General features: G+C 53.1%; 21 protein-coding genes. 5 read left to right on the top strand and 16 right to left on the bottom strand.

Annotated features, from left to right (window positions below; genetic code table 11):
* Positions 1-48 precede the first annotated feature (48 nt).
* The 3 genes from AC6I9Z_RS09710 to AC6I9Z_RS09700 all read right to left on the bottom strand — a co-directional run bounded on the left by AC6I9Z_RS09710 (position 49) and on the right by AC6I9Z_RS09700 (position 4,489).
* Positions 49-2,118, bottom strand: a complete 2,070-nt coding sequence (locus tag AC6I9Z_RS09710) for a S9 family peptidase (protein ID WP_461455636.1) — start codon at positions 2,116-2,118, stop codon at positions 49-51.
* Between the two features lie 93 nt (positions 2,119-2,211).
* Positions 2,212-3,330, bottom strand: coding sequence for a dihydropteroate synthase (gene folP, locus AC6I9Z_RS09705; RefSeq protein WP_461455634.1), 1,119 nt, complete (start codon positions 3,328-3,330; stop codon positions 2,212-2,214).
* A gap of 10 nt (positions 3,331-3,340) precedes the next feature.
* Positions 3,341-4,489 (bottom strand): site-specific DNA-methyltransferase, encoded by a 1,149-nt coding sequence (locus AC6I9Z_RS09700; RefSeq protein ID WP_461455632.1) that lies wholly within the window; start codon positions 4,487-4,489, stop codon positions 3,341-3,343.
* A 363-nt stretch (positions 4,490-4,852) separates the two neighbouring features.
* Here AC6I9Z_RS09700 and AC6I9Z_RS09695 point away from each other — a divergent pair, with 363 nt between their 5' ends.
* Positions 4,853-5,932 (top strand): acyl-CoA desaturase, encoded by a 1,080-nt coding sequence (locus AC6I9Z_RS09695; RefSeq protein WP_461455630.1) that lies wholly within the window; start codon positions 4,853-4,855, stop codon positions 5,930-5,932.
* Positions 5,933-5,943: 11 nt separating this feature from the next.
* Here AC6I9Z_RS09695 and rnhB read toward each other — a convergent pair whose 3' ends face one another.
* The 5 genes from rnhB to glmM are packed head-to-tail and all read right to left on the bottom strand — an operon-like array spanning position 5,944 to position 9,015.
* Entirely contained in the window at positions 5,944-6,513 is a 570-nt protein-coding gene (rnhB, locus tag AC6I9Z_RS09690; RefSeq protein ID WP_461455628.1) for a ribonuclease HII, read from the bottom strand.
* Positions 6,510-7,262 carry a bifunctional hydroxymethylpyrimidine kinase/phosphomethylpyrimidine kinase gene (gene thiD, locus AC6I9Z_RS09685; protein ID WP_461455626.1) on the bottom strand — a complete coding sequence of 251 codons (753 nt, stop codon included), beginning with the start codon at positions 7,260-7,262 and terminating at the stop codon, positions 6,510-6,512. Before thiD ends, rnhB begins: the two co-directional genes overlap by 4 nt.
* Positions 7,259-7,435 (bottom strand): hypothetical protein, encoded by a 177-nt coding sequence (locus AC6I9Z_RS09680; protein WP_461455624.1) that lies wholly within the window; start codon positions 7,433-7,435, stop codon positions 7,259-7,261. Before AC6I9Z_RS09680 ends, thiD begins: the two co-directional genes overlap by 4 nt.
* A gap of 12 nt (positions 7,436-7,447) precedes the next feature.
* Positions 7,448-7,675: a DUF1272 domain-containing protein gene (locus AC6I9Z_RS09675; protein WP_461455622.1), complete on the bottom strand. Its 228-nt coding sequence runs from the start codon at positions 7,673-7,675 to the stop codon at positions 7,448-7,450.
* Positions 7,675-9,015, bottom strand: coding sequence for a phosphoglucosamine mutase (glmM, locus tag AC6I9Z_RS09670; RefSeq protein WP_461455620.1), 1,341 nt, complete (start codon positions 9,013-9,015; stop codon positions 7,675-7,677). The genes AC6I9Z_RS09675 and glmM overlap by 1 nt, the downstream gene beginning before the upstream one ends.
* A gap of 120 nt (positions 9,016-9,135) precedes the next feature.
* Here glmM and AC6I9Z_RS09665 point away from each other — a divergent pair, with 120 nt between their 5' ends.
* The gene (locus AC6I9Z_RS09665) at positions 9,136-10,545 is read left to right on the top strand and encodes an alanine/glycine:cation symporter family protein (RefSeq protein ID WP_461456887.1); all 1,410 of its coding nucleotides are present in this window, start codon (positions 9,136-9,138) and stop codon (positions 10,543-10,545) included.
* Positions 10,523-11,515, top strand: a complete 993-nt coding sequence (locus tag AC6I9Z_RS09660; RefSeq protein WP_461455618.1) for an aldo/keto reductase — start codon at positions 10,523-10,525, stop codon at positions 11,513-11,515. Before AC6I9Z_RS09665 ends, AC6I9Z_RS09660 begins: the two co-directional genes overlap by 23 nt.
* Positions 11,516-11,646: 131 nt before the next feature.
* Here the strand turns inward: AC6I9Z_RS09660 and AC6I9Z_RS09655 are convergent, their stop codons facing one another.
* The 3 genes from AC6I9Z_RS09655 to AC6I9Z_RS09645 are packed head-to-tail and all read right to left on the bottom strand — an operon-like array spanning position 11,647 to position 15,964.
* Positions 11,647-12,942 (bottom strand): amidohydrolase family protein, encoded by a 1,296-nt coding sequence (locus AC6I9Z_RS09655; RefSeq protein ID WP_461455616.1) that lies wholly within the window; start codon positions 12,940-12,942, stop codon positions 11,647-11,649.
* On the bottom strand, positions 12,939-14,339 hold the full coding sequence (locus AC6I9Z_RS09650; protein WP_461455614.1) for an amidohydrolase: 1,401 nt from the start codon (positions 14,337-14,339) through the stop codon (positions 12,939-12,941). Before AC6I9Z_RS09650 ends, AC6I9Z_RS09655 begins: the two co-directional genes overlap by 4 nt.
* A gap of 29 nt (positions 14,340-14,368) precedes the next feature.
* The gene (locus tag AC6I9Z_RS09645; RefSeq protein ID WP_461455612.1) at positions 14,369-15,964 is read right to left on the bottom strand and encodes a peptide MFS transporter; all 1,596 of its coding nucleotides are present in this window, start codon (positions 15,962-15,964) and stop codon (positions 14,369-14,371) included.
* A 160-nt stretch (positions 15,965-16,124) separates the two neighbouring features.
* On the opposite strand from AC6I9Z_RS09645, the gene AC6I9Z_RS09640 reads away from it, so the two are divergent.
* Together AC6I9Z_RS09640 and AC6I9Z_RS09635 are read left to right on the top strand one after the other, a co-directional pair.
* Positions 16,125-16,706 (top strand): nitroreductase family protein, encoded by a 582-nt coding sequence (locus AC6I9Z_RS09640; RefSeq protein ID WP_461455610.1) that lies wholly within the window; start codon positions 16,125-16,127, stop codon positions 16,704-16,706.
* Positions 16,707-16,795: 89 nt separating this feature from the next.
* Positions 16,796-17,140, top strand: coding sequence for a GntR family transcriptional regulator (locus AC6I9Z_RS09635; protein WP_109357286.1), 345 nt, complete (start codon positions 16,796-16,798; stop codon positions 17,138-17,140).
* A gap of 28 nt (positions 17,141-17,168) precedes the next feature.
* Here AC6I9Z_RS09635 and AC6I9Z_RS09630 read toward each other — a convergent pair whose 3' ends face one another.
* From AC6I9Z_RS09630 to AC6I9Z_RS09610, 5 genes are all read right to left on the bottom strand, one after another.
* On the bottom strand, positions 17,169-19,100 hold the full coding sequence (locus AC6I9Z_RS09630; protein WP_461455608.1) for a tetratricopeptide repeat protein: 1,932 nt from the start codon (positions 19,098-19,100) through the stop codon (positions 17,169-17,171).
* A 55-nt stretch (positions 19,101-19,155) separates the two neighbouring features.
* Positions 19,156-20,538, bottom strand: a complete 1,383-nt coding sequence (gene prsR, locus AC6I9Z_RS09625) for a PEP-CTERM-box response regulator transcription factor (protein ID WP_109357741.1) — start codon at positions 20,536-20,538, stop codon at positions 19,156-19,158.
* Position 20,539: 1 nt separating this feature from the next.
* Positions 20,540-22,636, bottom strand: a complete 2,097-nt coding sequence (gene prsK / locus AC6I9Z_RS09620) for an XrtA/PEP-CTERM system histidine kinase PrsK (protein WP_461455606.1) — start codon at positions 22,634-22,636, stop codon at positions 20,540-20,542.
* Position 22,637: 1 nt separating this feature from the next.
* Entirely contained in the window at positions 22,638-24,026 is a 1,389-nt protein-coding gene (locus AC6I9Z_RS09615) for a TIGR03013 family XrtA/PEP-CTERM system glycosyltransferase (RefSeq protein WP_109357288.1), read from the bottom strand.
* 131 nt (positions 24,027-24,157) lie between these two features.
* Entirely contained in the window at positions 24,158-25,549 is a 1,392-nt protein-coding gene (locus AC6I9Z_RS09610; RefSeq protein ID WP_461455603.1) for a helix-turn-helix domain-containing protein, read from the bottom strand.
* Positions 25,550-25,783 lie beyond the last annotated feature (234 nt).

Here is a 25,783-nt window from a genome sequence, read left to right as displayed (position 1 = left end):
GGCGGGTGGAACTTGCAGACCGATAACACCGCACCGCGATGCCTTAACTCATTTCATCTTGTCGGCCTTGGCCGGATCATATTTTGCGAACCAACCCATTATGTTGTCCACTTTGGCAATCAGATTGCTCGGCCGACCGGCGATTAAATGCGGCGCGTCCGGAATTTTCACCAGCACGGTATCGACATTCTGGACCTTTAAGGCCGTATAAAACTGTTCTGCCTCCCAAGCCGGAGTTCGCCAGTCCGCCTCGCCCACCATAAGCATCGTAGGCGTCTTCGCGTTGTTCACGATGGACAGAGGCGACCGCCGCCAATATTCTTCCGGCTGTTCCCAAGGTTGCGCACGGAACCAGTGACGGCTGACAAATCGCGAAATATCCGCCGCCAGCGCCATGGTGGTCCAGTTGATCACGGGCTTGATGGAAGCAGCGGCGGCAAAACGGTTGGTTTTCCCAACGGCCCATGCCGTCAATATGCCGCCGCCCGAACCGCCAGTTATGAACAGACGGTCTTTGCTGACATAGTTTTTGGCAACCAAGGCATCGACAACAGACATCAGGTCATCATGATCTTTCCCCGGATAGTCGAGATCAATAAGCTGCGCGAACGCTTCGCCATAGCCGGTCGAACCTCGCGGATTGACATAAACCGTCACATAGCCTTCCGCCGCAAAGCGCTGAATTTCAGCGGCAAAAAACGGGCCGTACATGGCATACGGCCCGCCATGGATTTCAAGGATCATGGGATAGGATCCGTCCGCCTTGAACCCGGGAGGAAGTGCAACCCAGGCCTGAATATCCCGGCCGTCATGCGTGGATTTGGTGATGATTTCTTCCACTTTGGCCAGTTTAAGATGACCAAGCGCATCATCGTTGAGATTGGTCAGAACCCGGCCGGTTTTCCCGCCGCGAGAAAGCGCCACTTCCGCTGGACGATTGGTGCTGGCCTTGGTGTAGGCAATGATGGGCGAACTTCCTCCGGCCTTTTTCGCCACTGAAAAACTGCCCGAAGCATAGGGGCGACCAATAGCGGTGCCACCGACATCACGCACAAGGGTTTTAACATTCCCAGACAGATCAATCGACAACAAGGTGAGCAAACCGTCTACTTCTGCCTGAGCAATCAGAGCCTTTCCGTCGGCACGCCAATGCACGGAATCTATGGAGCGATCAAAATTCGCCGTCAGGTTGCGCGAACCCGTACCATCGGTGCCCATCACGTAGAGTTCGGTATGTTGATAGGATTTCAGCTTATCATCATAGCCCAAATAGGCGATTTTTAATCCTTTGGGTGAGACCTTCGGCCCAAAATCAGGGCCATCGCGCTGTGTCAAAGCGGTCATGGAAAGGTCCGACAGATTCACCCGATAGATTTCACTCTCAATCGGGTCTAGATAGGCGTCTTCGACATCATTGCCCGTCACCAGAAGCGCGCCATTGCCAAGCCACTCGGGAGAGCTGAAACCATTTTTGCCTTTGGTCACCTGACGCGGCGTACCGCCTTCAGCGCTCAATATGAAAACATGGTTCTTTCCCTTGGGAAGATAACCGGCGCCGTCAAAACGAAAGACCAGATCATCGAACACGCGAACCGGCTTTGCCCATTCAGAATCCTTTGGCCCCTTTAGCGGCTTGGCAAAGGTCGCAGGCTTGTCCGGCACAAACATGGAAAAGGCGATTGACTTGCCATCGGGCGACCATGTTGGTGCAGAGGGATTTACACCTAATTGCGCAAGTGAAAAGCTCTCGCCGCTATCCATATAGCGGACCCGCAAGTCAGGTTTCCCATCTGTTGTCGTGAGATATACCAGCCGATCTCCATCAGGTGACCAGCGTACCGAGGAACTGGACCCCTCCCCCGACACCAACGGTCTGTGCTCCCCATTTTGCGTGGTGATTGCCCACAGATCACCGAGGACACGGTCGCTACGTTTATCCATCGATTTGCGGGCGTAAACGATAGTCTTGCCGTCTGGAGAAATCTGCGGATCATCGGCATATTCCAGGTCGAAAACACGCTCGGATGTAAATTTGCTCGTGTCATCTGGGACCTCTGCCAATCCTGCGCTTGTGATGGAAAGAAGCGAGCAGGCAGCGAGCAAATAGCGTGTTTTCATTACAATTCCTTTCGTTTCGTCCAATCCTATGGACGTCACGTGCGCTTTGCCAGCGGGAATTTACTTAATTTTAGATTGAGATCGATGACCCTGTTAAACCCGCGCTGTGACCCCGGCATCACGCATCCCGCGCCAGACTTGCGCGGCTTGCACTGTTTCCGGCACATCATGGACACGCACGATCTGTGCCCCTTGCTGGATCGCATGATGGGCAAAGGCGATGGAGCCGCCCAGGCGTTGGTCTACCGGCGCTTCCTTCGACAGCGCGCCGATCATGCGTTTGCGGCTCGCACCGATGAGCAGAGGCTGTCCAAGTGTATGGAATAACGCGATATTGTTCATCAGTGCCAGATTATCAGACAGCGATTTCCCAAATCCCAAACCCGGATCAACGATGATCTTTTCCCGCTCAAAACCGGCTTCCACAACATCGCCGATACGCTGTTCCAGCCAATCGAACGTGTCGGTCACAACGTTGCCGTAACCTGCGCCCTTATGAGGGTCCTTGCCGCTGGATGGCGCGTGCATCAGCACCACGGGCCGGCCCGACACGCCCGCAACTTCGAGTGAGCGCTTGTCGTGCAGCAAGGCAGAAACATCATTGATAATATGTGCGCCCGCTGTAATCGCCGCTTCCATCACTGCGGCCTTGCGGGTGTCGATCGACAGCGCAGCTCCACATTGTGCGAGTTTTTCGATTACCGGCACAACACGTTTGATCTCATCACCCTCCCAAACGGTTTCTGCGCCGGGCCGCGTTGACTCTCCGCCAATATCGATAATCGAAGCCCCTGCCGTCGCCATATTGAAACCTGCATCGGCAGCGTTTTGCGGTTCGCCCTCATGTTTGCCGCCGTCGGAAAAGCTGTCCGGCGTCATGTTGAGGATGCCCATCACATGGGGTTGATCAAAACGCAGCACCCGCTCACCACATTGCAGCGGTGCATGGGCCTTAGTCAGATTAGCAAACAATGCGGCAGCGCGCTCTTGTAGGGGTTCTGGCAACCGCGATGCAATCTTGTCCCACAATTCCACCGGAACCAGATTTCGGATCGTTGGCTTGCCATTCTCAATTATAGAATATTCTACTTGAGAAAACCATAACAAACTATTGTTTAAGCGTGTATTCTGGTCATCAAAATATTGTGGGCTGTCGAGAAATCCGACAGGCTTCAGATAGAGTTTTGCATCCGGACCGACAGCATCCACCATGATAGTCTTCCTATGGTTCCGTGGCCAGCAAATAGGTCTGGCGCAAGGCGTCAACCGGTTTCAGCTCTTTTCCATCATCATAATACCAATAGGTCCAGCCATTGCAGCTCGGTGCATCCTGTACCGTTGCGCCGATTTTATGGATCGAGCCTTCGTGGCCGTTCCAGAGCAGCGAGCCATCGGCACGAACCTTGGCTTTGAATTTGCGGTTCTTGCTGCATAATTCCGTGCCCGGTTTCAGATAGCCGGTTTCAACCAATGTGCCAAAAGCAACCCGCGGTTTTGCTTTGGGCGACTGCATGGTCTTCAGCTCGCTTTCATCCAGTGGCAGGGCCGCTTCGATGCGTTCTTCCGCTACTTCGCAGTAATTGTCTTCTTTCTCACAGCCGATCCAGTGACGACCCAGTCGTTTCGCCACCGCGCCAGTTGTACCTGTGCCAAAAAACGGATCGAGCACGACGTCGCCCTTGTTGGTCGTCGCCAGCATCACCCGGTACAGCAAAGCTTCGGGTTTCTGGGTGGGATGCGCTTTTACGCCATTACGCTTCAGCCGTTCTTGTCCGCCACAAATCGGCATGACCCAGTCGCTGCGCATTTGCAGCTCGTCATTCAGATTCTTCATCGCGCGATAGTTGAACGTATATTTCGCCTTCTCGCTTTTCGACGCCCAGATCAGCGTTTCGTGAGCATTCGTGAAGCGTGTACCCTTGAAATTCGGCATCGGGTTCGCTTTGCGCCAGATGATATCGTTGAGGATCCAATAGCCGAGATCCTGCAACGATGCTCCGACCCGGAAGATATTATGATAGCTGCCAATCACCCATAGCGAACCATTGGGCTTCAATATGCGCCGCGCTTCTTTCAACCACGCCTTTGTAAAAGCGTCGTAAACGGCAAAGCTGTCAAACTGGTCCCAGGCATCGTCGACCGCGTCGACCTGCCCGCCTTCAGGGCGGTAAAGGTCGCCGCCCAGCTGCAGATTATAGGGCGGGTCAGCAAAGACCATATCGACGGATTCATCGGGCAAGGATTTCATCGCCTCAACACAATCCATCTTCAAAATCTGGTTCAGAGGCAGAACAACCGCAGGCTTTTTCGTGCCCTTGGTTCTTGCCTTTGCTTTTGCTTTGGGCGTGTCGATACGCTCAATGATACCCATGAAATTTTCGCCTTTTTGACTGAAGTGACGCTTAGGGTGAGTCCTCAACGGCCAGCGGTCAAGGCCGTTAACTTAGGTTAAAGGCGTGTCTTTATGGTTAACAGACAATTGAAAAGGAGAACGAAACGAGTCCCCCACCAGATATGGAGTCTTTACGCGGCTGGCGGACTCAATCCCTAGTGGTGTGTCCCAAAGGACTCGCTTGCTTACCCAAATTGGATAAAATAAAATTTTCGTATTTCACAAAGACTAACCGCAAATTTTGATTACGCATTGGTTAACCTGTTTGCCGAATTTCGCAGAATATGGTTATGTCACCCAACAATTCAGTGGATGCTGGCATTTGATCGTACGGGGCACGCAATGACTATCGATACCAATGTTAAAAACATGACCGATACGGTAGGGCAACCGGCTGAAAAAAATCTTTTCAAAGCAGATTCCAACGATACAGAGCAAGGGCTGCTACAACCTGAAAAAGAAGCCGTAACCGTCCCGTTTGGCGCCAAATATGGCGGCCGCGCTGCGAGAGCTAAACTGCGGGAACATGCCATATTGTCGACGACCAAGATCGGCGGCTCCATAGCCGCAATCTATTGGATGTTCGCTTATGGTTCCGGTTGGGTGGAATGGTCCGCCTTTCTCGTCGGCTATTTCCTTTCCATGGTCGGCTGCATTGTCGGTTATCACCGCTATTTCTCACACCGGACGTTCGAAACGTCCAAAGCGATGGGTATATTTATCGCGATATTGACCCAGTCGGCGGCGCAAGGTTCTGCCCTGCACTGGGCGGCCAATCACCGCCGCCATCACGCAATGACCGACAAGGTCGGCGACGCGCATAGCCCCCATTTTGACGGCTATGGCAAGCCGCTTAAAGGTTTCGCCAAATTCCATCACAGCCATGTCGGCTGGCTGTTTGACCGGACAACGACCGACCTCAGCATCTATGGCAAAGGTCTGGTCGATGACGAAATCGTCATGTTCGCCCACCGCACACGCTGGTTCTGGTATTTTGTCTCCGCGATTGTTTTCCCGGCGCTCTGGGCTCTGGCCTTTGCGGGGCCCGAAGCGATTATCGGAACGATTTTAATCGCCGGTTTCCTAAGGATTTTTGCCGTGCTCACCGTATTGCAGAGCGTCAACAGCATCTGCCATCTATTTGGTTCCCAAAGGTTCAAAGGCCACGATACGGCCAGGAATAACCTGCTGATCAATATCCTCACCATGGGCGACGGATGGCATAATAACCATCATCAACATCCCCGTTCGGCCACATCGGGTGTCGTCTGGTGGGAATTTGATCCATGCGCCGGCATTATCCGCTTGTGGGAAAAAATGGGGCTTGTGTGGAACGTCAAATGGGCCCCGCGCTATATCAAGGATGAAAATGGCGAATGGGTCCCGGAAAAACCCAAGGCGAGCGCAAAGCAGGCTGCCTGAAGCCCAACCACCTACAGCAAAGAAAACTGCGCTACTGGTGCAAAGCTCTTCCGATGGAGGGGCGTTGGTCCATGTTTCCTGAGCGCTGCCATATGTTCAGCCGTGCCATAGCCCTTATTCCGCTCCCAGCCATATTCAGGATATTTTGCAGCCGCTGCAATCATCATGCGATCTCGATACTCTTTAGCCAGAATTGAGGCGGCCGAGATGCAGGCATGAATGGCATCACCACCAACCACCGCTTCGGCTTCATGATCCCATTCTGGCAGGCGATTACCATCAACCAGGATGTGATCGGGTTTCTGCGATAATCCATCAGCCGCTCGTGTCATTGCAGTCATGGTTGCCTGCAAAATATTGATAGAATCAATCTCTGATTCATCACATAATGCTATGCTATATATAGTTTTTTCTAGTATTTCTTGTTCAAGCATCGCACGCCGTTTCGCGGTCAGTTTTTTACTATCATCCAGCCCGCTTATTCCATGGCCATCCGGCAATATGACCGCCGCTGCAACCACCGGTCCGGCCAGCGGCCCCCTGCCCGCTTCATCAATCCCGGCCGTCAAAGTGATGGTCATGCCTTCGGCACACCCATGGGGCCATGACCGGCGCCAAAGCCTGGCGCGACCTCAAGGCTCTCTCTGACATAGTTACGCGCTTTGCCAATCGCAGCAGCCAGTTCGTTTCCTTGTGCCAGATAGGTCGCGATCGCCGAGGATAAGGTACAGCCTGTTCCGTGGTTGTGGCGTGTATCGATCCGGCGGCCTTCCCAGCGTTCTATCTCACCATCTGCGCCGACCAGCTTATCGACCAAAATCTCGTCCTGCCCGTGACCACCCTTGACTAGAAACGGCACCTGATAACCAGGGATAGCACCCTCCCCACCCAAACGTTCCATTTCGTCCAGGTTAGGCGTAACAAGGCTGCTCAACGGAATGATTTTTTCAAACGCTGCAATCGTGCGTTCATCCGCCAGTGTCGCGCCGCTGGTGGCTACCATGACCGGGTCAAGAATAACCGGCTTGTTCCGCACGGATTTTAGAAACCCTGCAACCGCAAGAGCTATTTCCGGAGATCCCAACATGCCGATCTTGATCGCATCAGCATCAAAATCATCCATCACCGCCCAAATCTGGGCCAGCACCATATCTGGCGTCATCAACTCAACAGCGGTCACACCTGCGCTATTTTGAGCGGTAACAGCCGTGATCGCGGTCATTGCATGGCCACCAAGGTTGGTAATCGTCCGGATATCAGCCTGTATCCCTGCGCCGCCGCCGCTATCCGAACCTGCGATGGACAGGACCCGCGGGCAATCCGCCTTCATATCGCGAAAAATAACAAGATGACTGCTGCAAACAGCAGAAAATCAACAATTCCGATGCTGATAATGATGGTTTGACGATTTTCCTGTGACCAGTCGGGGGCAATGATGAACAAGCCCAGACCAATCGCTACGGGTACGAACAACAACATGACAATGATCGCCAGAAATATCATGGAAAACCCCGATCAGCCTTTATATTTCCGCTCGGTAGATGCCGGAAATTTCTCTAAAAGAGCCATAGACCGCGTGGGCCTCGGCAGCAAGATGCCACCACAATTTGGGCATGTGCCTTTGTGCATGGCCGTATTGCAGTCATCACAAAAGGTGCATTCGAACGAACAGATATGCGCACCGCTCTCGCTGGCCGCCAAGTCCTTGCCGCAGCTTTCACAGTCGGGGCGCATCTCGAGCATTAAGCCGCAACCTCCGCTACAACATTGCAGATGCGATCGACGACCTGATTGACCTGATCGCTGTTATCGCCTTCTGCCATCACACGGATCAGTGGTTCGGTCCCCGAGGCACGGATGACAAGCCGCCCGGTGCCGTTCAGCTCTTTCTCGGCCTCCGCGATGACTGATTTCACGCTTTCATCATCCAGTGGTGCGCCGCCGGAATATCGGACATTCTTCAGAAGTTGCGGAACCGGGTCGAACAAATGCAAAAGCTCGCTCGCGGGCTTTCCGCTTTCCACCAGTTCGCGCAAAACCTGCAAGGCGGCGATAGTGCCGTCGCCAGTTGTGCCATGGTCCAGCATGATCATGTGGCCGGATTGTTCGCCACCGACATTGAAACCGCCCTTTTTCATCTCTTCCAGCACATAGCGATCACCCACCTTGGAACGCACAAGGGTCAGGTCTTGCGACGTTAAGAACCGCTCCAGCCCGAGATTGGACATGACTGTAGCGACAATCCCATTTCCGCGTAGCAAACCATTGCGGCTCCAGCTGGACCCGATCAGGGCCATCAATTGATCCCCGTCAACAATCTGGCCTTTTTCATCCACTACGATCAACCGGTCGGCATCACCGTCAAGCGCTATGCCGATATGTGCACCGCTGGCGACAACACTTTCCTGCAAGGTAGCGACATCGGTGGAACCACACTTATGATTGATATTCTTGCCATTGGGTTCGACACCGATGGTGATAACTTCGGCGCCCAATTCCCAAAAAGCCGAAGGCGCCACCTGATAGGCAGCTCCATTCGCACAATCGACCACCATCTTCAGTCCATCCAGCCGGATATGGTCGGGCAGCGACATTTTTATCGCATGAATATAGCGGCCACGTGCATCTTCAAAGCGTTTCGCGCGGCCAATATCCTCGGCAGGGGCCAGCTTGGCATCCTCCGAGAGATAGCCTTCGATCTTCAGTTCGTCCTCGTCAGACAGTTTGAAACCATCGGGCCCAAACAGTTTGATGCCATTGTCATAATAGGGATTGTGACTGGCTGAAATCATCACTCCCAGGTCAGCCCGCATCGAACGTGTTAGCAAGGCAACCGCCGGTGTCGGCATTGGACCAACCTGCACAACATCCATGCCCACGCTGGTAAAACCCGCGACCAAAGCGTTTTCCATCATATAGCCGGAAAGCCTAGTATCCTTGCCGATCACAACCCGGTGACGATGATCACCGCGGAGGAAATGCCGACCCGCTGCCTGCCCTACCTTCATGGCAATTTCGGCGGTCATCGGACTTTTGTTGGTCAGTCCGCGGATACCGTCCGTCCCAAAAAACTTCTTTGTCATAACAGACTGCAATCTCCAATTGGTACGCCCGCCAATTAAAGGTTGGCATTGCGTTTGGTTAAGCCTTAGCGTCTGGCCCGAACAGTATAAAGCCGAAACAGGGAACAAAGCGGTAAAATGATTGAAATTCTAAATGGTCTTATCGACCGCTTGTCCGACATGGTTTTTTATAAGACCCATATATTCGGCATTGATATTGAGCTTGTGGTCTTGTGGTTGGCTTTCCCTATGCTGTTCTTCACTGCCTATCTGGGATTTATCAATCTGCGCGGTATGGGCGCCGGTTTCCGGGCGCTGCGGGGGAAGTTCACTAGCCCTGACCAACCGGGCAATATGTCACCCTTTGCTGCGCTTACCACGGCGTTGTCGGGCACTGTGGGTCTCGGGAATATCGCCGGCGTAGCGATCGCCCTTTCAACCGGCGGACCGGGCGCTGCCTTCTGGATGTTCATAATCGGTTGGGTCGCGATGACTTTGAAATGTGCAGAGGTCACACTCGGCCTCAAATATCGCGAAGTTCAGCCCAATGGCGATGTTCGCGGCGGCCCCATGTACACGCTGAAAAATGGACTGGCTGCAAAAGGGTTCGCCAAAATCGGGCTTGTCATTGGCGGCATTTATGCGTTTCTCGCCTTGTTCGGGGCAATCCCCCTGATTCAGGTGAACCAGAGCTATGCGCAGGTGGCCCATGTCACCGGTTTCACTGAGCCGTTGATCTACGGAATCATCATGGCGGCTCTCGTCGGTTTGGTGGTGATTAACGGTGTTGGCTGGCTGGCGCGGGTCACGGCTTCTGTCGTCCCTGCTATGGGCCTCGTTTATCTGGGCGGCGTCTTTGCGATACTCGCGATCAATTTCGAACAGGTTCCGGCAGCCATCGCCCTGATTGTCTCAGACGCCTTCACCGGCGAAGCTGCTGCTGGTGGAGCCATCGGCGCCTTTGTTGTAGGCATGCGCCGCGCGGTATACTCCTCTGAAGCAGGTATCGGCTCTGCAGTTATCGCGCATACCCAGGCACGCACTGATGAACCAGCCTCGGAAGGCCTGGTTGCCCTGCTGGAACCTTTTATCGATACAGTGGTCATCTGTTCTCTGGGCGCAATCGCGATGGTCGTTGCTGGCACCTATGTCGGCGATGTCGAGGGTATAGAGATTACATCTGCCGCGTTCGCCACTGTCGCAAACTGGTTCCCCTATCTGCTCGCCGTCGCGGTTTTCCTGTTCGGCTTTTCCACTCTCTGCGCCTGGGGTTTCTATGGTCAGCAAGCCTGGTGCTATTTGTTCGGCCACAACAAGGCGGCGATTTGGTCTTATAAGTTTGTCTATGTTATATGCTTGCCGATCGGCGCGATGCTGGAATTGGGGCAGGTCATCAAGCTGGTCGACAGTGCCTTTTTCCTGATGGCCATTCCCAATATCATCGCGCTCTACATTTTTGCGCCGGAGATTAAACGAGAGATTTTCGGTTATCTGGACAAACAAAAGTTGCCATCAGAGGAACTGCATAATGAAATATCGCAAGCTCGGTAAAGAACTGGAAGTATCGGCATTGGGTCTTGGCTGCATGCCGATGTTCGGCATCGGCAGCGGCATGTATGGCCAGGCCGATATGACTGAAAGCCTGGCAACGCTCGACCGCGCGATAGAATTGGGCGTGACCTTTTTTGACACCGCCGAAGTCTATGGACCATACAAGAATGAAGAACTTCTGGGTCAGGCAATAAAGGGACGGCGCGACCGTTTGGTCATTGCCACCAAATTCGGCTTTGATCTTACCGACATGCCGAATATCGGGACGGACTCCTCCCCTGCCAATGTCCGCCGCGCCTGTGATGCCTCTCTCCAGCGTTTGGGGGTTGATGTCATCGACCTGTTTTATCAGCACCGTGTAGATCCCGATGTACCGATTGAGGATACGGTCGGCGCAATGGCAGAGCTCGTCCAGGCCGGTAAGGTTCGTTACCTCGGCCTGTCAGAGGCAGGAGCGGACACTATAAAGCGTGCACACGCCGTTCATCCAATTGCGGCCCTGCAATCGGAATATTCTCTGTGGGAACGCAGTATTGAGGAAGAAATTCTGCCGATCTGTCAGGATCTGAATGTCGGTTTCGTACCATATAGCCCATTGGGCCGCGGATTCCTTACTGGCCAAATTACCAGCCGCGATGATCTCGATGCCGATGATTATCGCTTGCGTGATCCGCGCTACTCGGAAGAGAATTTTGATCAGAACCTGAAAATGGTTGAGGTCGTCAAGCAGGTCGCCGAACGCCACGGTGTTTCACCGGCGCAGATCGCGCTGGCATGGCTTTTGGCTCAGGGTGACTTCATTGTCCCTATCCCTGGTTCCAAACGCCGGGCCACGCTGGAAGACAGCATGGCCGCAGTAGAGGTCGCGCTGACTGACGCTGATCTGGACGAACTGGAGAAAGCCGCGCCGGTCGGTGGTACTTCTGGCCCACGCTATGGCGAAGCGATGATGGCCATGGTCCGCCTCTGACCAAAGCTGGTCTTCCGGGCAGATGTCACTTTCCTGAGAGGCTTTCGCTATGAAATCCTAGCCAGCGCTCTTTCTCAGTTTGGAATAGTCACCACCAGGTGTGATTTGTGTGAACTTTGAACCGCCGCCCGTTACCGATCATAAGCCTTGGGAAGGGCCCCCGGTGCCGGATTGCGATAGCGTTCACGCAGACGTTCCTGCCGATTGGACAGCGATTGCTCGACACCATCGATAAACACGGTTTCCACCTGTGTGGACAGCTCCAGCGGATCGCCGGTCCAGATGACCACATCGCCCTGCCGTCCCGCCTTCAGTGATCCGAGCTTCGCGCCCATACCCATAATCTCGGCCGGTTTGGAACTGATTGCGGCAAAGGCTTCGTCCCAACTCAATCCCGCTGCGCGAGGAATCCTGTTCAGTGCCACCAGATTGCCGGCATATTGCATCGAGTAGCGCAGTTGATGCGCATCGCGGTCGTTGATCATTCCGATGCCGACCTGCACGCCTGCCTGTTTCATCCGGCCAATGTTGGATTGCGTCGCGGCCAGCTCCTCAAACCCTTCCGGCAGATCGGTAAGCGCCGACGCCAATACCGGAACCTTCGCTGCCGCAATGGCATTGGCCACCCGCCATCCTTCATGTGCACCGACTAGTACCAGTTTCAGCGACGGAAAGTCCTTACGCAGATCGAGTACTTTCAAAATGTCATTGGCACTATTCACATGCACCATCAGCCGCGTGGAGCCGTTGATAACCGGCAATAATGCCTTGGCATCAGATGCCTTCATCAGATCGCTGTCAAACAGCGACGGACTGCGCGAATAGGTCCGCGCTTCTTCCAGCATAGCACGGAACAGGATATGCGCTGCGGCACGGCTGCCCCCTGCCCGGCGGTGGCCGGTTTCGCCGAATTCAACAAATTGAAAAGCGCGCGCTTTGGTAATGGGATCGCTGTCCTGGCCCAGATCGACAATCGCGCCATAGCCGCCAAACATGGAATTGCCTGTACCCGGGGAAACAACCGCCCGGGTTACACCGGCAGCGCGGTTTACCGCAACGGGCGCAGCGAAGGGATTAACGGCATATTGAACATCAAGCGCCGCAGAGAAGACCGAGTCCGCCGCGCGGGTATCATTGGTCGAACGAACCGCACCAACCTCGACCAGGCCAATACGGCTGAAGCCTGCAAATATACCGGGCGTCACCCACTTGCCCGAGGCATCAATGCGGCGGGCATTCGCCGGTACGGTGACATTGCTGCCAGCCGCCACTACGCGGCCGTTCCGGATAACGACCGTCGCATTGTCCATCGGCGCGCTGCCGTCACCGACAACTACCTTTCCGCCAGTAATCGCAATGGTTTCAGCCGCAGCAGGAGCCGCCATCAGGGCAAGAGAAGAGACAAGAATTGTGGCGAGATGCTTCATTTCACGTCTCCTTCGCCCGGCTGGCCGAGTTCAAAATCACTCACCGGTCTACGACCGGAGTCATTGGCATCGTAAAGCATTGCACCATCAATCCAGACCTTTTCCGGGCGGGCATAAACGCTCAGCGGATTACCATTCCATAACACCACATCCGCCATTTTACCGGGCTTCAGGCTTCCGGTCTGATCGGATATACCCATAGCCTTGGCGGGATTATAGGTAATCCACTGGATCGCCTGCGCATCGCTAATTTCGATACCCATTGCCCGGCCATCGGCAAGTGCCTTAGAGGCTTCTTGGTTCAGCCGCTGAATCTGGTTTTCATCATCAGAGTGGATGACGACGCAGGCTCCGGCCTGTTGCAGCAGCGCGGCATTTTCGGGAATGGCATCATAGGCCTCCATCTTGAAGCCCCACCAGTCCGCCCAGATCGCTGAACAGATATCTTCTTTGGCGAGGATATCGGCTATTTTGTAGCTTTCAACGGCATGATGGAAAGCGGTCACTTTATACCCGAATTCCTTCGACATATCGATGATCTGGTTGAGTTCATCAGCGCGATAGCAATGGTTGTGCACCAATATATCGCCATCAAGCACGCCCACCAGTGTTTCCATAGCCAAATCGCGCTTCGGTGGTTTCGCTCCCTTGCTTTTCTTGCGATAGTCCTGCGCATTAATCCATGTCTGGCGCGTTAGTGACAGGCTACCCATTCGTGTCGCGGGCTTGCGGTTCCGGTTGCCATAAACCCTTTTCGGATTCTCGCCGCAGGCCATTTTCATGCCATAAGGCGCTCCGGGAAATTTCATCGCCTGCACGGTACGAGCTGGCACGTTTTTGAGCGTCACCGCCCGACCACCGAACAGGTTTGCCGAACCGGGAAGGATTTGCAACGACGTTACCCCGCCATTGGCCAATGCCCGGGAAAAGCCAGGGTCCTGCGGCCAGACGCTATGCTCCGCCCAGACTTCTGGTGTGACAGGTGAAGTGGCCTCGTTCCCGTCGCTATGCGCTGGAACACTGGGCGTCGGATAATCGCCCAAATGACTGTGAATGTCGATAATGCCCGGCGTTACATATTTACCGGCTCCGTCGATGATAGTGCTATCGGTCGGTATTGCAGTGCCGGGACCACCAACCGAGACGATCTCCCCCGCCGACATAAAGATTACGCCATTGTCGATCCGCTGGCCTTCACCGTCAAATATCGTCGCGCCAGTGATGACCGTATTGTCAGATGGATAGCGTTTATAAGTGGAAGGAAATGCGGCTTTTGCCGAGCTCTTGCTCGGACCGCTTACCGATGCACTCGCGGTTTCGGTTTCAGCCGCTGTGGCTGCGCAACCCGTAACCAATGCTCCGACAGCAGCCACTGCCAGCAAGTCCTTCCATTTCATATTCGACCTCTACGTTAAAAATTGCCCATTCAAGATTTTGTCGTCGGATGAATACCGGCAGCCGCTGGTTCCCCAAATTCGCTTTGGCCTTCCAGATCATCGCCGATATTGTCGTCCTGAAGCGTATCGAGATGCATCAGTTTCTTGATCAATGGTGAAATCACCAACACACCGAAACCGACTGCTACAGCGACCCAGCCTACGGTGGAATATACATCAAGTACGACCTGCTTACCTGCTTCTTGACCAACGCCTTCCGCTCCAGTCGCTGAAGCGATCAGACCGGCGGCGAAATTGCCAGTTGCTGAAGCGAAGAACCAGGTCCCCATGATCAAGCTGGCCATGTGCCCCGGTGCCAACCGGTTCATGGCCGAAAGTCCAACCGGAGACAGGCAAAGCTCGCCGGTCGTGTGCAACAGATAGATCAGGAAGATGAAGATCACAGGCGTGGCATTTTCAAGTCCTGCAGCTTGCGCACCCCAGACAAGAACCAAGAAACCCAGACCAACCTGGACAACACCAAGGCCGAACTTAAATGGCGCCGATGGCTCCATGCCCTTGCGCCCAAGAACCGTCCACACAGTGGCAAAAACCGGTGCAAGCAGGATGATGTAAATGGCGTTGATTGACTGGAAAGTCGACGCTGGGACACCTGCGCGATCAACGTGACGATCAGTGAACAGGTTGAGCGAGGAGCCCGCCTGTTCAAACAACGCCCAGAAAATGATTGATGTGACAATCAGGAACATGGCGGCAAAAATCCGGTCACGCTCTTCCGACGACAGCTTGGAAACGGCGGTGTAAAGGACGTATAGAACGAGACCTCCGCCAAACACGCCAAGCACATAACCGACCAGATCCTGATACTGAATGGCCAACCAGCAGATACCAACCATGGCAAGACCGGCAATATACATCCACCATTCCAGCTTCAGACCGGCCACAGGCTGTTTCAATTTCTCCGGATCAGATGGCTCACCGCGACCAAGCAGCAACGGCTTGCCCCAGATGAACACGATCAGGCCAAGCAACATGCCAATGCCTGCCAAACCAAAGCCATAAGCCCAGCCGTAAGTTTCACCGATATAGCCACAAAGCAGTGAACCCAGCGCGGCGCCAAGGTTAATGCCCATGTAGAAGATCGTATAAGCACCATCCCGGCGGACATCTGTTCGAGGGTACAGCTGGCCAACAATGACCGAGATATTGGCCTTCAGAAAGCCTGATCCAACAATGATAAGTGCAAGAGCCAGCCAAAAGACGCTGATCACCGGATTATCAACATGACCGACTGCGGCCTCACCTTCGAAAGCCATGAAAAAATGGCCCAAAGTAAGCAATACGGCGCCGAAAAGAACGGCTTTTCGTTGCCCTAAATATCGGTCAGCAAGGTAACCGCCGACCACCGGTGTAATGTAGACCAGCGCCGTATACGCACCGTAAATGATGCCGGATTCGCTATCGGAGAAGAGCCAGTGCTTGGTGAGGTAAAATATTAGAAGAGCCCGCATGCCGTAGTAGGAAAAACGCTCCCACATTTCAGCAAAAAACAGAACAAACAGACCTTTGGGATGGCCGAGGAAAGTTCCCCTTGCGTCTCCCGCTTCTTGATACCCACTAGCCATTAAATCGGCCTCCCTTGTAGTTGTGCGAGCTGTCGATCGCAGCCCAGTTGAACCGCACCCTAGTCAAAAATGATCGCGTGTGAAGCATATTGTTGCACTTGTGACCAGTTTGTGAACAAAAAACGTTGCAATCATTCGCTGTCGCTACAAGGTTAAAAACATGTTCAATGACCTTTCCAGCCTCAACAGTTATTTATCCTCCCGCCGTTCCGGCCGGCCACGCAACATGATCGCTCCGGGGCCGAGCGACGAACAGATTAAAGATATTGTCGCTACCGCGCTTCGAACGCCAGATCATGGGAAGCTGGCCCCTTGGCGCGTCATTCGGATAGATAGCGATCAGCGCAGCCTTTTGGCTGCCGAACTGGCGAAGGCCTATCAGAGCGAGAAGCCCGATGCAGGGCGTTTGGAGCTGGAAGCCCTGGAGACAATGGCGCATCAAGCACCGACCTTGCTGGTTGTCCTGTTTTCTCCCGTTACATCGACAAAAATACCGCTGTGGGAACAGGAACTGAGCTGTGGTGCATTTTCCATGAATATCATTCACGCCATTCATGCCCACGGTTTTGTCGGAGGCTGGATTACAGGCTGGCCCTCTTATAATGACGATGTCCGTGACTTGTTTGGAAAAGCACCTGAGCGCATTGCCGGTTTCATATTCGCAGGCACTGCTGATGGAGAACTTGCCGAACGTCCGCGTCCGGAATTGAAAACAGTCCTTTCCCGGTGGACGGGTACATAATTGAGGCAACTGGTTTCAAACAATACTAAACGGCAGAATAATGATACTTACCCCTTGCCTGCATCGCTGTATTATGGCAGTGAAGCAGTATGAACAATGCAAGCAAACCTGTCTATTTGAAATTGCGGGATATCATCTCGGAATCCATCCTCGATGGCGAATATGCCGAAGGTGATATGTTGCCATCCGTCCGCAGCTTTGCAGTGGAGCAAGGAGCCAACCCTCTTACAGTTGCAAAAGCCTATCAAGGTTTTCAGGAAGATGGCCTGGTGACAGTGAAACGCGGTGTTGGCATGTTCGTGGCAAGCGGAGCAAAGGCCAAATTGCGGGATGCGCAGCGCGCGGATTTTATCAAGAATGTCTGGCCGCCAGTGGAACGTCAAATGAAGCGACTGAATATCAAGCTGGATGAACTGCTCGAAAACGAAGCCTGAATTTCAAGCCCGCTACTCTTTATCACTTTCACTGCTTGAGCGCAGCAGACGCCTGCGCAAGACTTCGGCGATAAGTGGCATTTTGCGGCACCATCGTCACTGCTTTCTTGATCAGGTCATATGCGTCCTTGGCCCGTGAACCATCTGCCAAGAGTGCCCGCCCATAGAGATGCGATACCACCGGACTTGAAGGTTGCACAGAATAGGCAATCCGCCCTGCACTGACCGCCTTTTCCGTTTGCCCTAATCCCGTGTAAGCTTGGGACAGCCCCGCCATGATCAAGGCGTCATTGTCACCAATACGTTTGCGCAGACTCTCCAGTATCCTGCGCGCGATGTCCCAGTTTTCCGTTTCGAGATGCTCATAAGCCATCCAGCGCAAACCCGCGATGTTACTGGGATTATAGTTCAGATATTCTGCCAATACCTGACCTGATTCTTGCATGGCCCCTTTTGCCCGAAGTGCTTCAACAATGCGCAGCATAACGGGTTCGGAAAAGCGGATACGTCGAGCGATAGCGAGCGCATTTAGTGCCTCGTCATAGTCATCCAAGGCTATGGCGGTGTCTGCGACCAGCAAATGAGCGTCGCTTGCACCGGGGTTACCGCGTTGCAAGCGCTTTGCTTGCGAAAAGGCGGCGGCAAAATCCCCGCTGTGATATAGCGCCCGGATATAAGGTATAACTGCGATTGCATTATCAGGCGCACGTTCAGCTTCGGCACGCAAAACCCCAATTGGTGTTTTTGGCACAAAAGCCGTTTTTCCGCCGATATCATGCCGTGCTGCTCGATTCAGCATATCGACAGACCTGGCTTGCATGCCCATCGCCTCTAAAGCCCGTCCAGCCTGCCATAACGCGTACGGGTCCGCGCCACTACTATTTGCCTGACGCTTCAAAACCTCGATCGTACCTTCCGGATCATCTGCAAGATAAAGCGACCGCGCCAGCAAGTTTTGTGCTTGCCGGTTATTTGGTTGTAGTGAGACGAGCCGCCTGAATTTATCGACCGCGCTGTTATAATTCGTTTCGCCATACTCAATTATACCCTGCACCAGCAACACCGCCGGCACGTCATCCAACCGCCCCTCGGTCTTTTGCATGAGCGTACGCGCCAGACCAAATTCACCCGCCCGTGCCGCCAACACTGCTTGCATGAAAAAAGCCCGGGGATTCCGGCCATCGAGCGAAATGATTTTCCGGGCGACGATCAGCATATCCGTCATCCGCCCCATATCCCCGAGTGTCGCGGCATATTCGGTAAGCAGGGACACATCATTGGGGTCAATCTGCAGCGCTCTTTCAAACCACGGAAGAGCGGCTGCCAAACCGAACTGAAAACGGATAAGCTCTCCGCGATATTGCAGCGCCCGAATATTGTTCGGTTCCAGCTTAACCGCCTCGTCTACCGCAGCAATCGCACCTGCCTGGTCGCCCGATCCGGCACGAAACCGCGCCACATCAACCCACAGGTCAGCGTTTGCAGGATCCTGTGAGATGGCTTGGTCGAAAGCTCTGGTTGCCAACGCATCGTCGCCAGTTTGGACAGCTACACGGCCGACAATTCTGGCGGCATAGGCCTGATGCTGAACCGGAATATCATTTGCAAAAAGTTGCTCTTTGGCTTGATCCCATTTCCCCTGCAACTGCAAAGCATGACCATAAAGATGCCGCACTTCCGTAACTTCAAGACCCAGGTCAAAGGCGCGCTCCAGTTCCGCCTCCGCGCCGATACCATCGAATAACTTCAACAATATCTCAGCCTGCAAGACACGCGCATCAATCCACTGCGGGTCCGCCTTGATTGCGTTCATCAACTCGATACGAGCGGATCTTACATCACCGCGAGAGCGATGTTCCTGGGCCTTTGCAAACGCGTCGCGTGCATCTTCGTTGCCATCGCTGGCCGCTTGAATTGCGGTCGAGAGTCCGGTCAGAACCAGTCCGAGCAACAGAGCCAAGACCACAAGCCTTGAACGTCGCACTGAAATGAACCGATCCGGCCAGACCATGGTTTTAGCTTGCCTGCTGCAACTGATATTGTTTCAACAGATCATAAAGTGTCGGACGGCTGATACCCAAAAGCTTTGCGGCATTTGATATATTGCCATCTGTTTGTGAAATGGCGCGGATGATGGCAGCGCGATCTGCCGCCTCCCTCGCCGCTTTGAGATTCAGCAAATCAGAGACTTCATCTTCTGCAGCCTCCAGATCCAAATCGCTGGCGGCAATCATTTTGCCGTCTGCCATTATCACGGCGCGCTTTATACGATTTTCCAGTTCCCTTACATTACCGGGCCATTTCCATGCCTCCAAAGCAGCCAACGCATCAGGCGCGATACCTTTGACCGCCGGATTGATCTCATCGGCAAATTTTTTCTGGAAATGCCGCGCAAGCAGGCTCGTATCACCAGATCTCTCCGCCAAAGCAGGTATTTTGATGACGATCTCTGCAAGGCGGTAGTATAAATCTTCACGGAAGCTGTTATCCGCGATCATTTCCTCCAGATTTTGATGCGTTGCACAGACAATTCTAGTATCTACGGCAATGGCTTTCCGGCCGCCTATCCGTTCGATAACGCGTTCCTGAATGAAACGGAGCAGCTTGACCTGCAATGGCAGTGGAATGTCACCCACTTCATCCAAAAACAAAGTCCCGCCGTTGGCTTGCTCAATCTTACCCTCGGTCATCTTCACGGCACCGGTAAACGCACCCTTCTCGTGACCGAAAAGCTCTGACTCCAACAGGTTTTCCGGAATGGCCGCGCAGTTTATTGCCACAAAGGCCTTGTCACGACGGTCACTCGCATCATGCAACCCGCGAGCTAAAAGCTCCTTGCCGGTCCCGCTGGCCCCCAACAGCATCACTGAGGCGTTTGTATTGGCAACACGCTCAATCATCTGCGCCACTTTGAGCATCTCAGGAGCACCAGTGATGATCCGGCCGAGAACCGCGTGGTTGCCGTCTTGTTTCGCGGCAAGACTGGAATTCTCCAGTTCGAGTTTGCGAACATGGAAAGCTCGGCGAACAATTAAGCCAAGCTCGTCAATATCTACCGGCTTTTGGTAAAAGTCCCAGGCACCAGCCGCAATGGCGCGCAGTGCACTTTCCTTTTCACCATGCCCCGATGCTACGATAATTTTAGTATCCGGTTTCAGGCTGAGTATCGCGTCCATTGTTGCGAAACCTTCAGTCGTCCCATCCGGGTCTGGCGGCAAACCAAGATCTAGGGTCACGACATCGGGTTCTTCCGCACGAAGCATGTTTATAGCTGTTTCGCGATCACCGGCAACAATGACCTCAAAATCCTCATAGGCCCACTTCAGCTGCTTCTGCAGTCCAGGGTCATCCTCGACGATCAGAAGTTTCTCCAGTGGTTTTTCGTCCTTATCAGACATTTCAAGCGACCCTTTCATTTACTATCTCATCATCTGCCAAATGGCTGGCGAGCGGCAATATCAATGTAAATCGGCTTCCTGCGCCTTCTTTACTTTCCACTTCCAGCCGGCCGTTCATCGCCATCGCCAAGGATCGGGCTTCAAAGGCACCGATGCCAAAACCGCCATCCTTGCTGGACGCAAAAGGCTTGAACAATTGACTGCGGATAAACTCACTCGACATGCCAACCCCGCGGTCCAGAACTTCGATTGCAACGCTCAAATCCCGCCGGCGTGCATTTATCAATATGGGTTGACCGTCCGTACTGGCATCAATCGCATTTTGGATGAGATGTCCCAATATCTGGTCAACCCGGGTGGGATCGGCCATTGCGGTCAGATCATCAATCTGTGCACTCTCAATTGCATGCAGCAGACGTTTCTTCTCAATGATCGATTGCAACAAAGCTGCGACCTTGACCGGTTTCGGCTCCTCGGGTTTGGCTTTGTTATGCTGTGACAGCCGCTCCAGAAGCCCATTCATTTTACCCGCAGAATCTTGCAACGTTGCAATCATGTCAGCCTGAAATTCCGGATTGTCTGCATGCCGTTCTGCATTGCGGGCCAAGAGGCTAAGCTGACTGACGAGATTTTTAATGTCGTGCATGACAAATGCCATACGGCGGTTAAATTCGTCGAAGCGTTGTGCCTCTGAAAGCGATTCCTGACTGCGCGCTTCGGCCAAATAACTTGCCACTTGGCGCCCAACCACCCGCAGCATATCAAGATCTTCCCAGTCTAGCGTCCGATTTATCCGCGGCCTCGCCAGCAGTACAATACCGGCCAGCCTGTCAAAGTGGACCAGAGGTACTGCTGCCCAAGTCTGTGGATCATTGGTCATCCATTCCGGAATAGCGCTGGCATCTATTTGATCGACCTTATCGGCCCTCAGGGCATCAAATTCGATAATATGTCCGGTTTCTTCGAAAAACGGCACTGTCCCAGTCGTACAGGCTCGCGAAGGGACATGTATGGTGGGCCAGTTCCAACGAGACTGCAGCGTTAAACGGCCGGCATCATCAGGCATCAACAATATACCTGCCGGGGATTCGGTAATATCGGCAATAGCTTTGACAACGCGTTCATGAAAAGGCGCGCTGTCGCTGCCTGGTCGTCCAATGGTGTCGGTAAACCTGATCCATTCTGCCCGATAGTCATAACGGTGCTGGAAAAAATTTTTCGCCAGTTTGACTTTAAACCAGGCGCGGAATTTTCCTGACGGGAGAAGGAGCAATGCCGCGATAGACGTGCCAAACAAGAAGCTGATCTGTGCCAGTCGCGCGTAGTCCCCGCCGATGATCTGCAACGCCGTTGCAATGACAATCATCATCAACAGATATCCGCCGATGGCCACAAGCGACAAAGAACGGAACGCGACGCTCCGGGATAGTTTCAAACGCCATTCGGTGTTTCGCACCGATGCCAATGCGAGGATGGGCGCGATACAGGCCATTGCCGGTCCACGCATTGCCGTCAGTTCGAGCGAAAACTGTTGTGTCAGATAGGTGATCGTGAACAGATTGAGGTCGTAAGTCCAAATCGCAGCGAGCGAAGCCATTGGAAGCCTGATGCCTCCGCGCGTTTCTGGTGCCGAAATCGAATATAAATTGTGCACAAGCACCAGAGCGCCAACGGCAAATAGCATACGAAGCACCAGCGAGGTGTAAGCCGCCATACTGGCAAGACGTGGGCTGCCGGTAAAGATCGGAATCAAGGAATCTACGACGATTTGGCCAATAAGAACAAAGGCTAGCGCAAAATATATAATGTTCACGGCTGTGGGTTGGTGACGCCCCTCGCCTACCCGCAAAAGGACAAACATGAAAATCAGCCATCCCATGTTTCTTAGAGATTCGGCAAAATTTGATATTGGTGAAAAAGCGCCTTCCACCGCGATGCTCAAGGCCCAGAAACTTGTCAAAGCCAGCGCCAGAATCAGTGACTGCTGTGTCCTGTTCCGCTCGGTTTTGCGTTGGAACTGCCATATCGTCAGCGCAGCAAAAAGCGCTGCCGCTAGCCCATGTCCCAATATGCTGATCTGGCTCAAAATCGTCACCATCTCAGCGCGCGCCTTCTGGCCAAAGCACAACCCGGATGGTCTGCAACAGGATCAGGATATCAAGAAATGGCGTATAGTTTTTGGCGTAGTACAGATCATATTCCAACTTGTGCCGGCTGTCTTCAATCGATGCACCATAGGGATAGTTGATCTGCGCCCATCCGGTAATGCCGGGCTTCACCATATGCCGCTCGGCATAGAATGGCATTTTGGTCTGCAGATCATCAATAAACTGGGGACGTTCAGGGCGTGGACCAACGAAGCTCATCTCGCCTTTCAAAACACTCCATGCCTGCGGAAGCTCGTCTATGCGCACCTTGCGGATAAAATGCCCTATCCTGGTAATCCTGGGATCATTTTCACTCGCCCAAACAGCCTTGCCACCAGTTTCAGCATCGGCACGCATTGAACGCAATTTGAGAATGTTGAACTTCTGGCCATAAAGCCCAACACGTTCCTGTTTGAAAAAGGCACCGCCGCGGCTCTCCATCTTAATCAATCCGGCAAAAAGCAGAATGAGAGGACCCGTAAAAAGCAGCAAAAGCAAACTCAGAACAATATCGAAACTACGCTTGAAAACGGTGGATATTCTGCGTCCGGAGGAGAAACCATCTGAAAAAATAAACCAGCTTGGGTTAACGCTATCGAGATCAACCCGTCCAGTCTCTCTTTCCAGAAAGCTGGACATATCGTTTACATGAACCCCTGTGGTCTTGATCGTAAGCAGATCAGCCACCGGCAGTGAATTTCGTCTTTCTTCAAGCGCCAAGACAACTTCACTAACCCCCAGGTCAATCACATGTTGCGGCAAATCATCTATGTCAGTGCGTTTTATCGCTGTTTTAACGATAGCGGGACCTTCATTCATGTCTACGTAACCGCTGACAACGAAGCTGCTTTCTTGTCTGCTCGCAAGTTCTGCGATGCGGTTCGCCCTCGGGCCGGCACCTAGGATCAAAAGACGGCGCTTAAATACCCTGCTGTCGAGTATTGTACCCAGCATCACTCGCGCGGCCATCAAAAGGAAGATCGACAAGATCATCGCATAGAGAGAATTCGAGCGCCAAAGCGTCGTTCCCGGCAGTATGAATGCCACGATAGACAGGAAAATCACACCTAGTGAAATGGCCACCAATATCCGGGCTGCTGCAAATCTCAGCGATTGAAGCGCTTCACTCCCGTAAACCCCGACGGCAATTAGGGCAATTTCGAGCGCCACGGCAAAGCTAATGATTGGCGCGGGGCGGTCATAAATGGAACCCGCGTTCATCCCGATTTGGTTAGCGCGCAATACCCAGCTGATTTCAGCGGCAACGACCAGCAGAAACAAGTCCAGAAGCCCCAGAAAAATGATGGGGTAGGGAATATAGTGTTTGAACAATCTGATCATTAAGCAAGCAATCTTATGGCAAGGCACTCACCTGATAGACAAAATTCGTAAGCTGTCGGTTAATTTTACACTCTTTTTCCGGCCAACCCTTGAATTCCATCGAAATTGTTCAGTTTTCCGACAGTCGAGTCTCAATCATTGACGAAATTATAAGGTGTCAGCCCGCTTTCAAGTTCGTCAAATTTCAAATTCCTATTTTTTGGTGCGGCAGATCGTTGAGGACATTTGTCCCGCGTGCAAGCGGGGCAGCCAAGACCCACAGGTGTTGCGCTTTCCGTTGAAAGGTCAATTCCCCGTGCATAGTATAAACCGGTAGCCATATCCGCTGACAGTCCCAAACCGACGGCGAATTCTGGAAAATACCCGTTAACACCTGTTCCTACCCCCTGAACCGCGCGCGACAGAGTGAACCATGTCGACCCGTCTTCCAATCCTATCAACTGGCTTCTTTCCTCCAATGGCCTATCAAACACACGATGAATTTCCCAGAGCGGACAACGATGGGCACTTTCAACCAGGGACGCATTGCTCGCGCCTGCGAAACGTTTGGAAACCAATCCTGACCGGTCAATCCGTATCATGAAAAATGGCAAACCGCGTGCACCGACCCGTTGCATAGTCGTCAGTCGATGGGCCACTTGCTCAAAACTGGCGCCAAAACGGCGTTGCAAAACCTGTATTTGATATCCGGTTTGCTCACATGCCCTTAAAAAACGGGCATAAGGCATCATCAAAGCAGCCGCAAAGTAACTTGATAAATGGCGATGATACAGGCGCTTTGACACTTTATCGGGGAAGTCCGCACCAGAAACCAACCCTTCGATTTCGGCCTGGGCTTCAATTTCTCCGAGCAATGCTGCGGCCTGAAAAGTACGAGAGGCTGGATCAAGCATTTCCGACAGCTGTAGCTGCCGAGCATGTAAATCCAGTCTTCTTACAATATCCGGCAAAACAGTTTCAGGGAGAATTCTTATGGTAAGTTGATGCTTGACCCGGAGCCTCTCCGCGATCGCACCATATAAATCTGCCGCACCCAGGCGTAGTTCATCGGCAAGTGTCTCGGCCATAGCGTCAAGATCAGCAAAATGATTGCGCCAGCGTTCAATTTCTGTGCGCACCAACTGAAACGGATCCAAAGTTTCAGGGGCAGCATCATCATCTCCGGCCGAGCGGCTATCGAACAGCCTTACAAATGCTTCCGCAGCATTTGGCGCGGCTATCAGCCATTCCTCCAACTCCGTTCGATCAACGACCAAGTCATCAAACATGGGAGCAGCCAAACGCCTGCCAAGTCCATCAACCCCGCCACCAGGTTGGTCAGCCACCAGTTGCCGGGGATCAAAATCGAACCGATCTGCAAGCAACAACATCAATCGCGCACTTAACGGGCGCTGGTTCCGCTCAATCAAATTCAGATAACTGGGAGATATATCCAGCGCCTCAGCCAACGCCAATTGAGTCATGTTGGCGGTTCGGCGAAGCCGCTTTATCACCGCGCCAGCAAAAAGTTTTCGATCTGCCATAGATGATACCCATGTAAATTATTTTACAAATTATCAAGCTTAAATGGAAATAGTAATCATATTTACACTGGATTCTGTAAATTTTCTTTGCGTCCTTCTTCATAATGACCCAAACGACGGGTGAACAGACCGTTTGATCGGTCTCGAAACAGTTTCCTGGGGAGGAAAAGCTATCCGTCGGAGCCTTGCCGCTCCGACGGATTTTTTATGCACAAGGCGTAAGCATATTTTAAG

This window comes from Parasphingorhabdus sp. (assembly GCF_059726685.1).
This window is presented reverse-complemented; position numbering and strand designations above follow the sequence as displayed.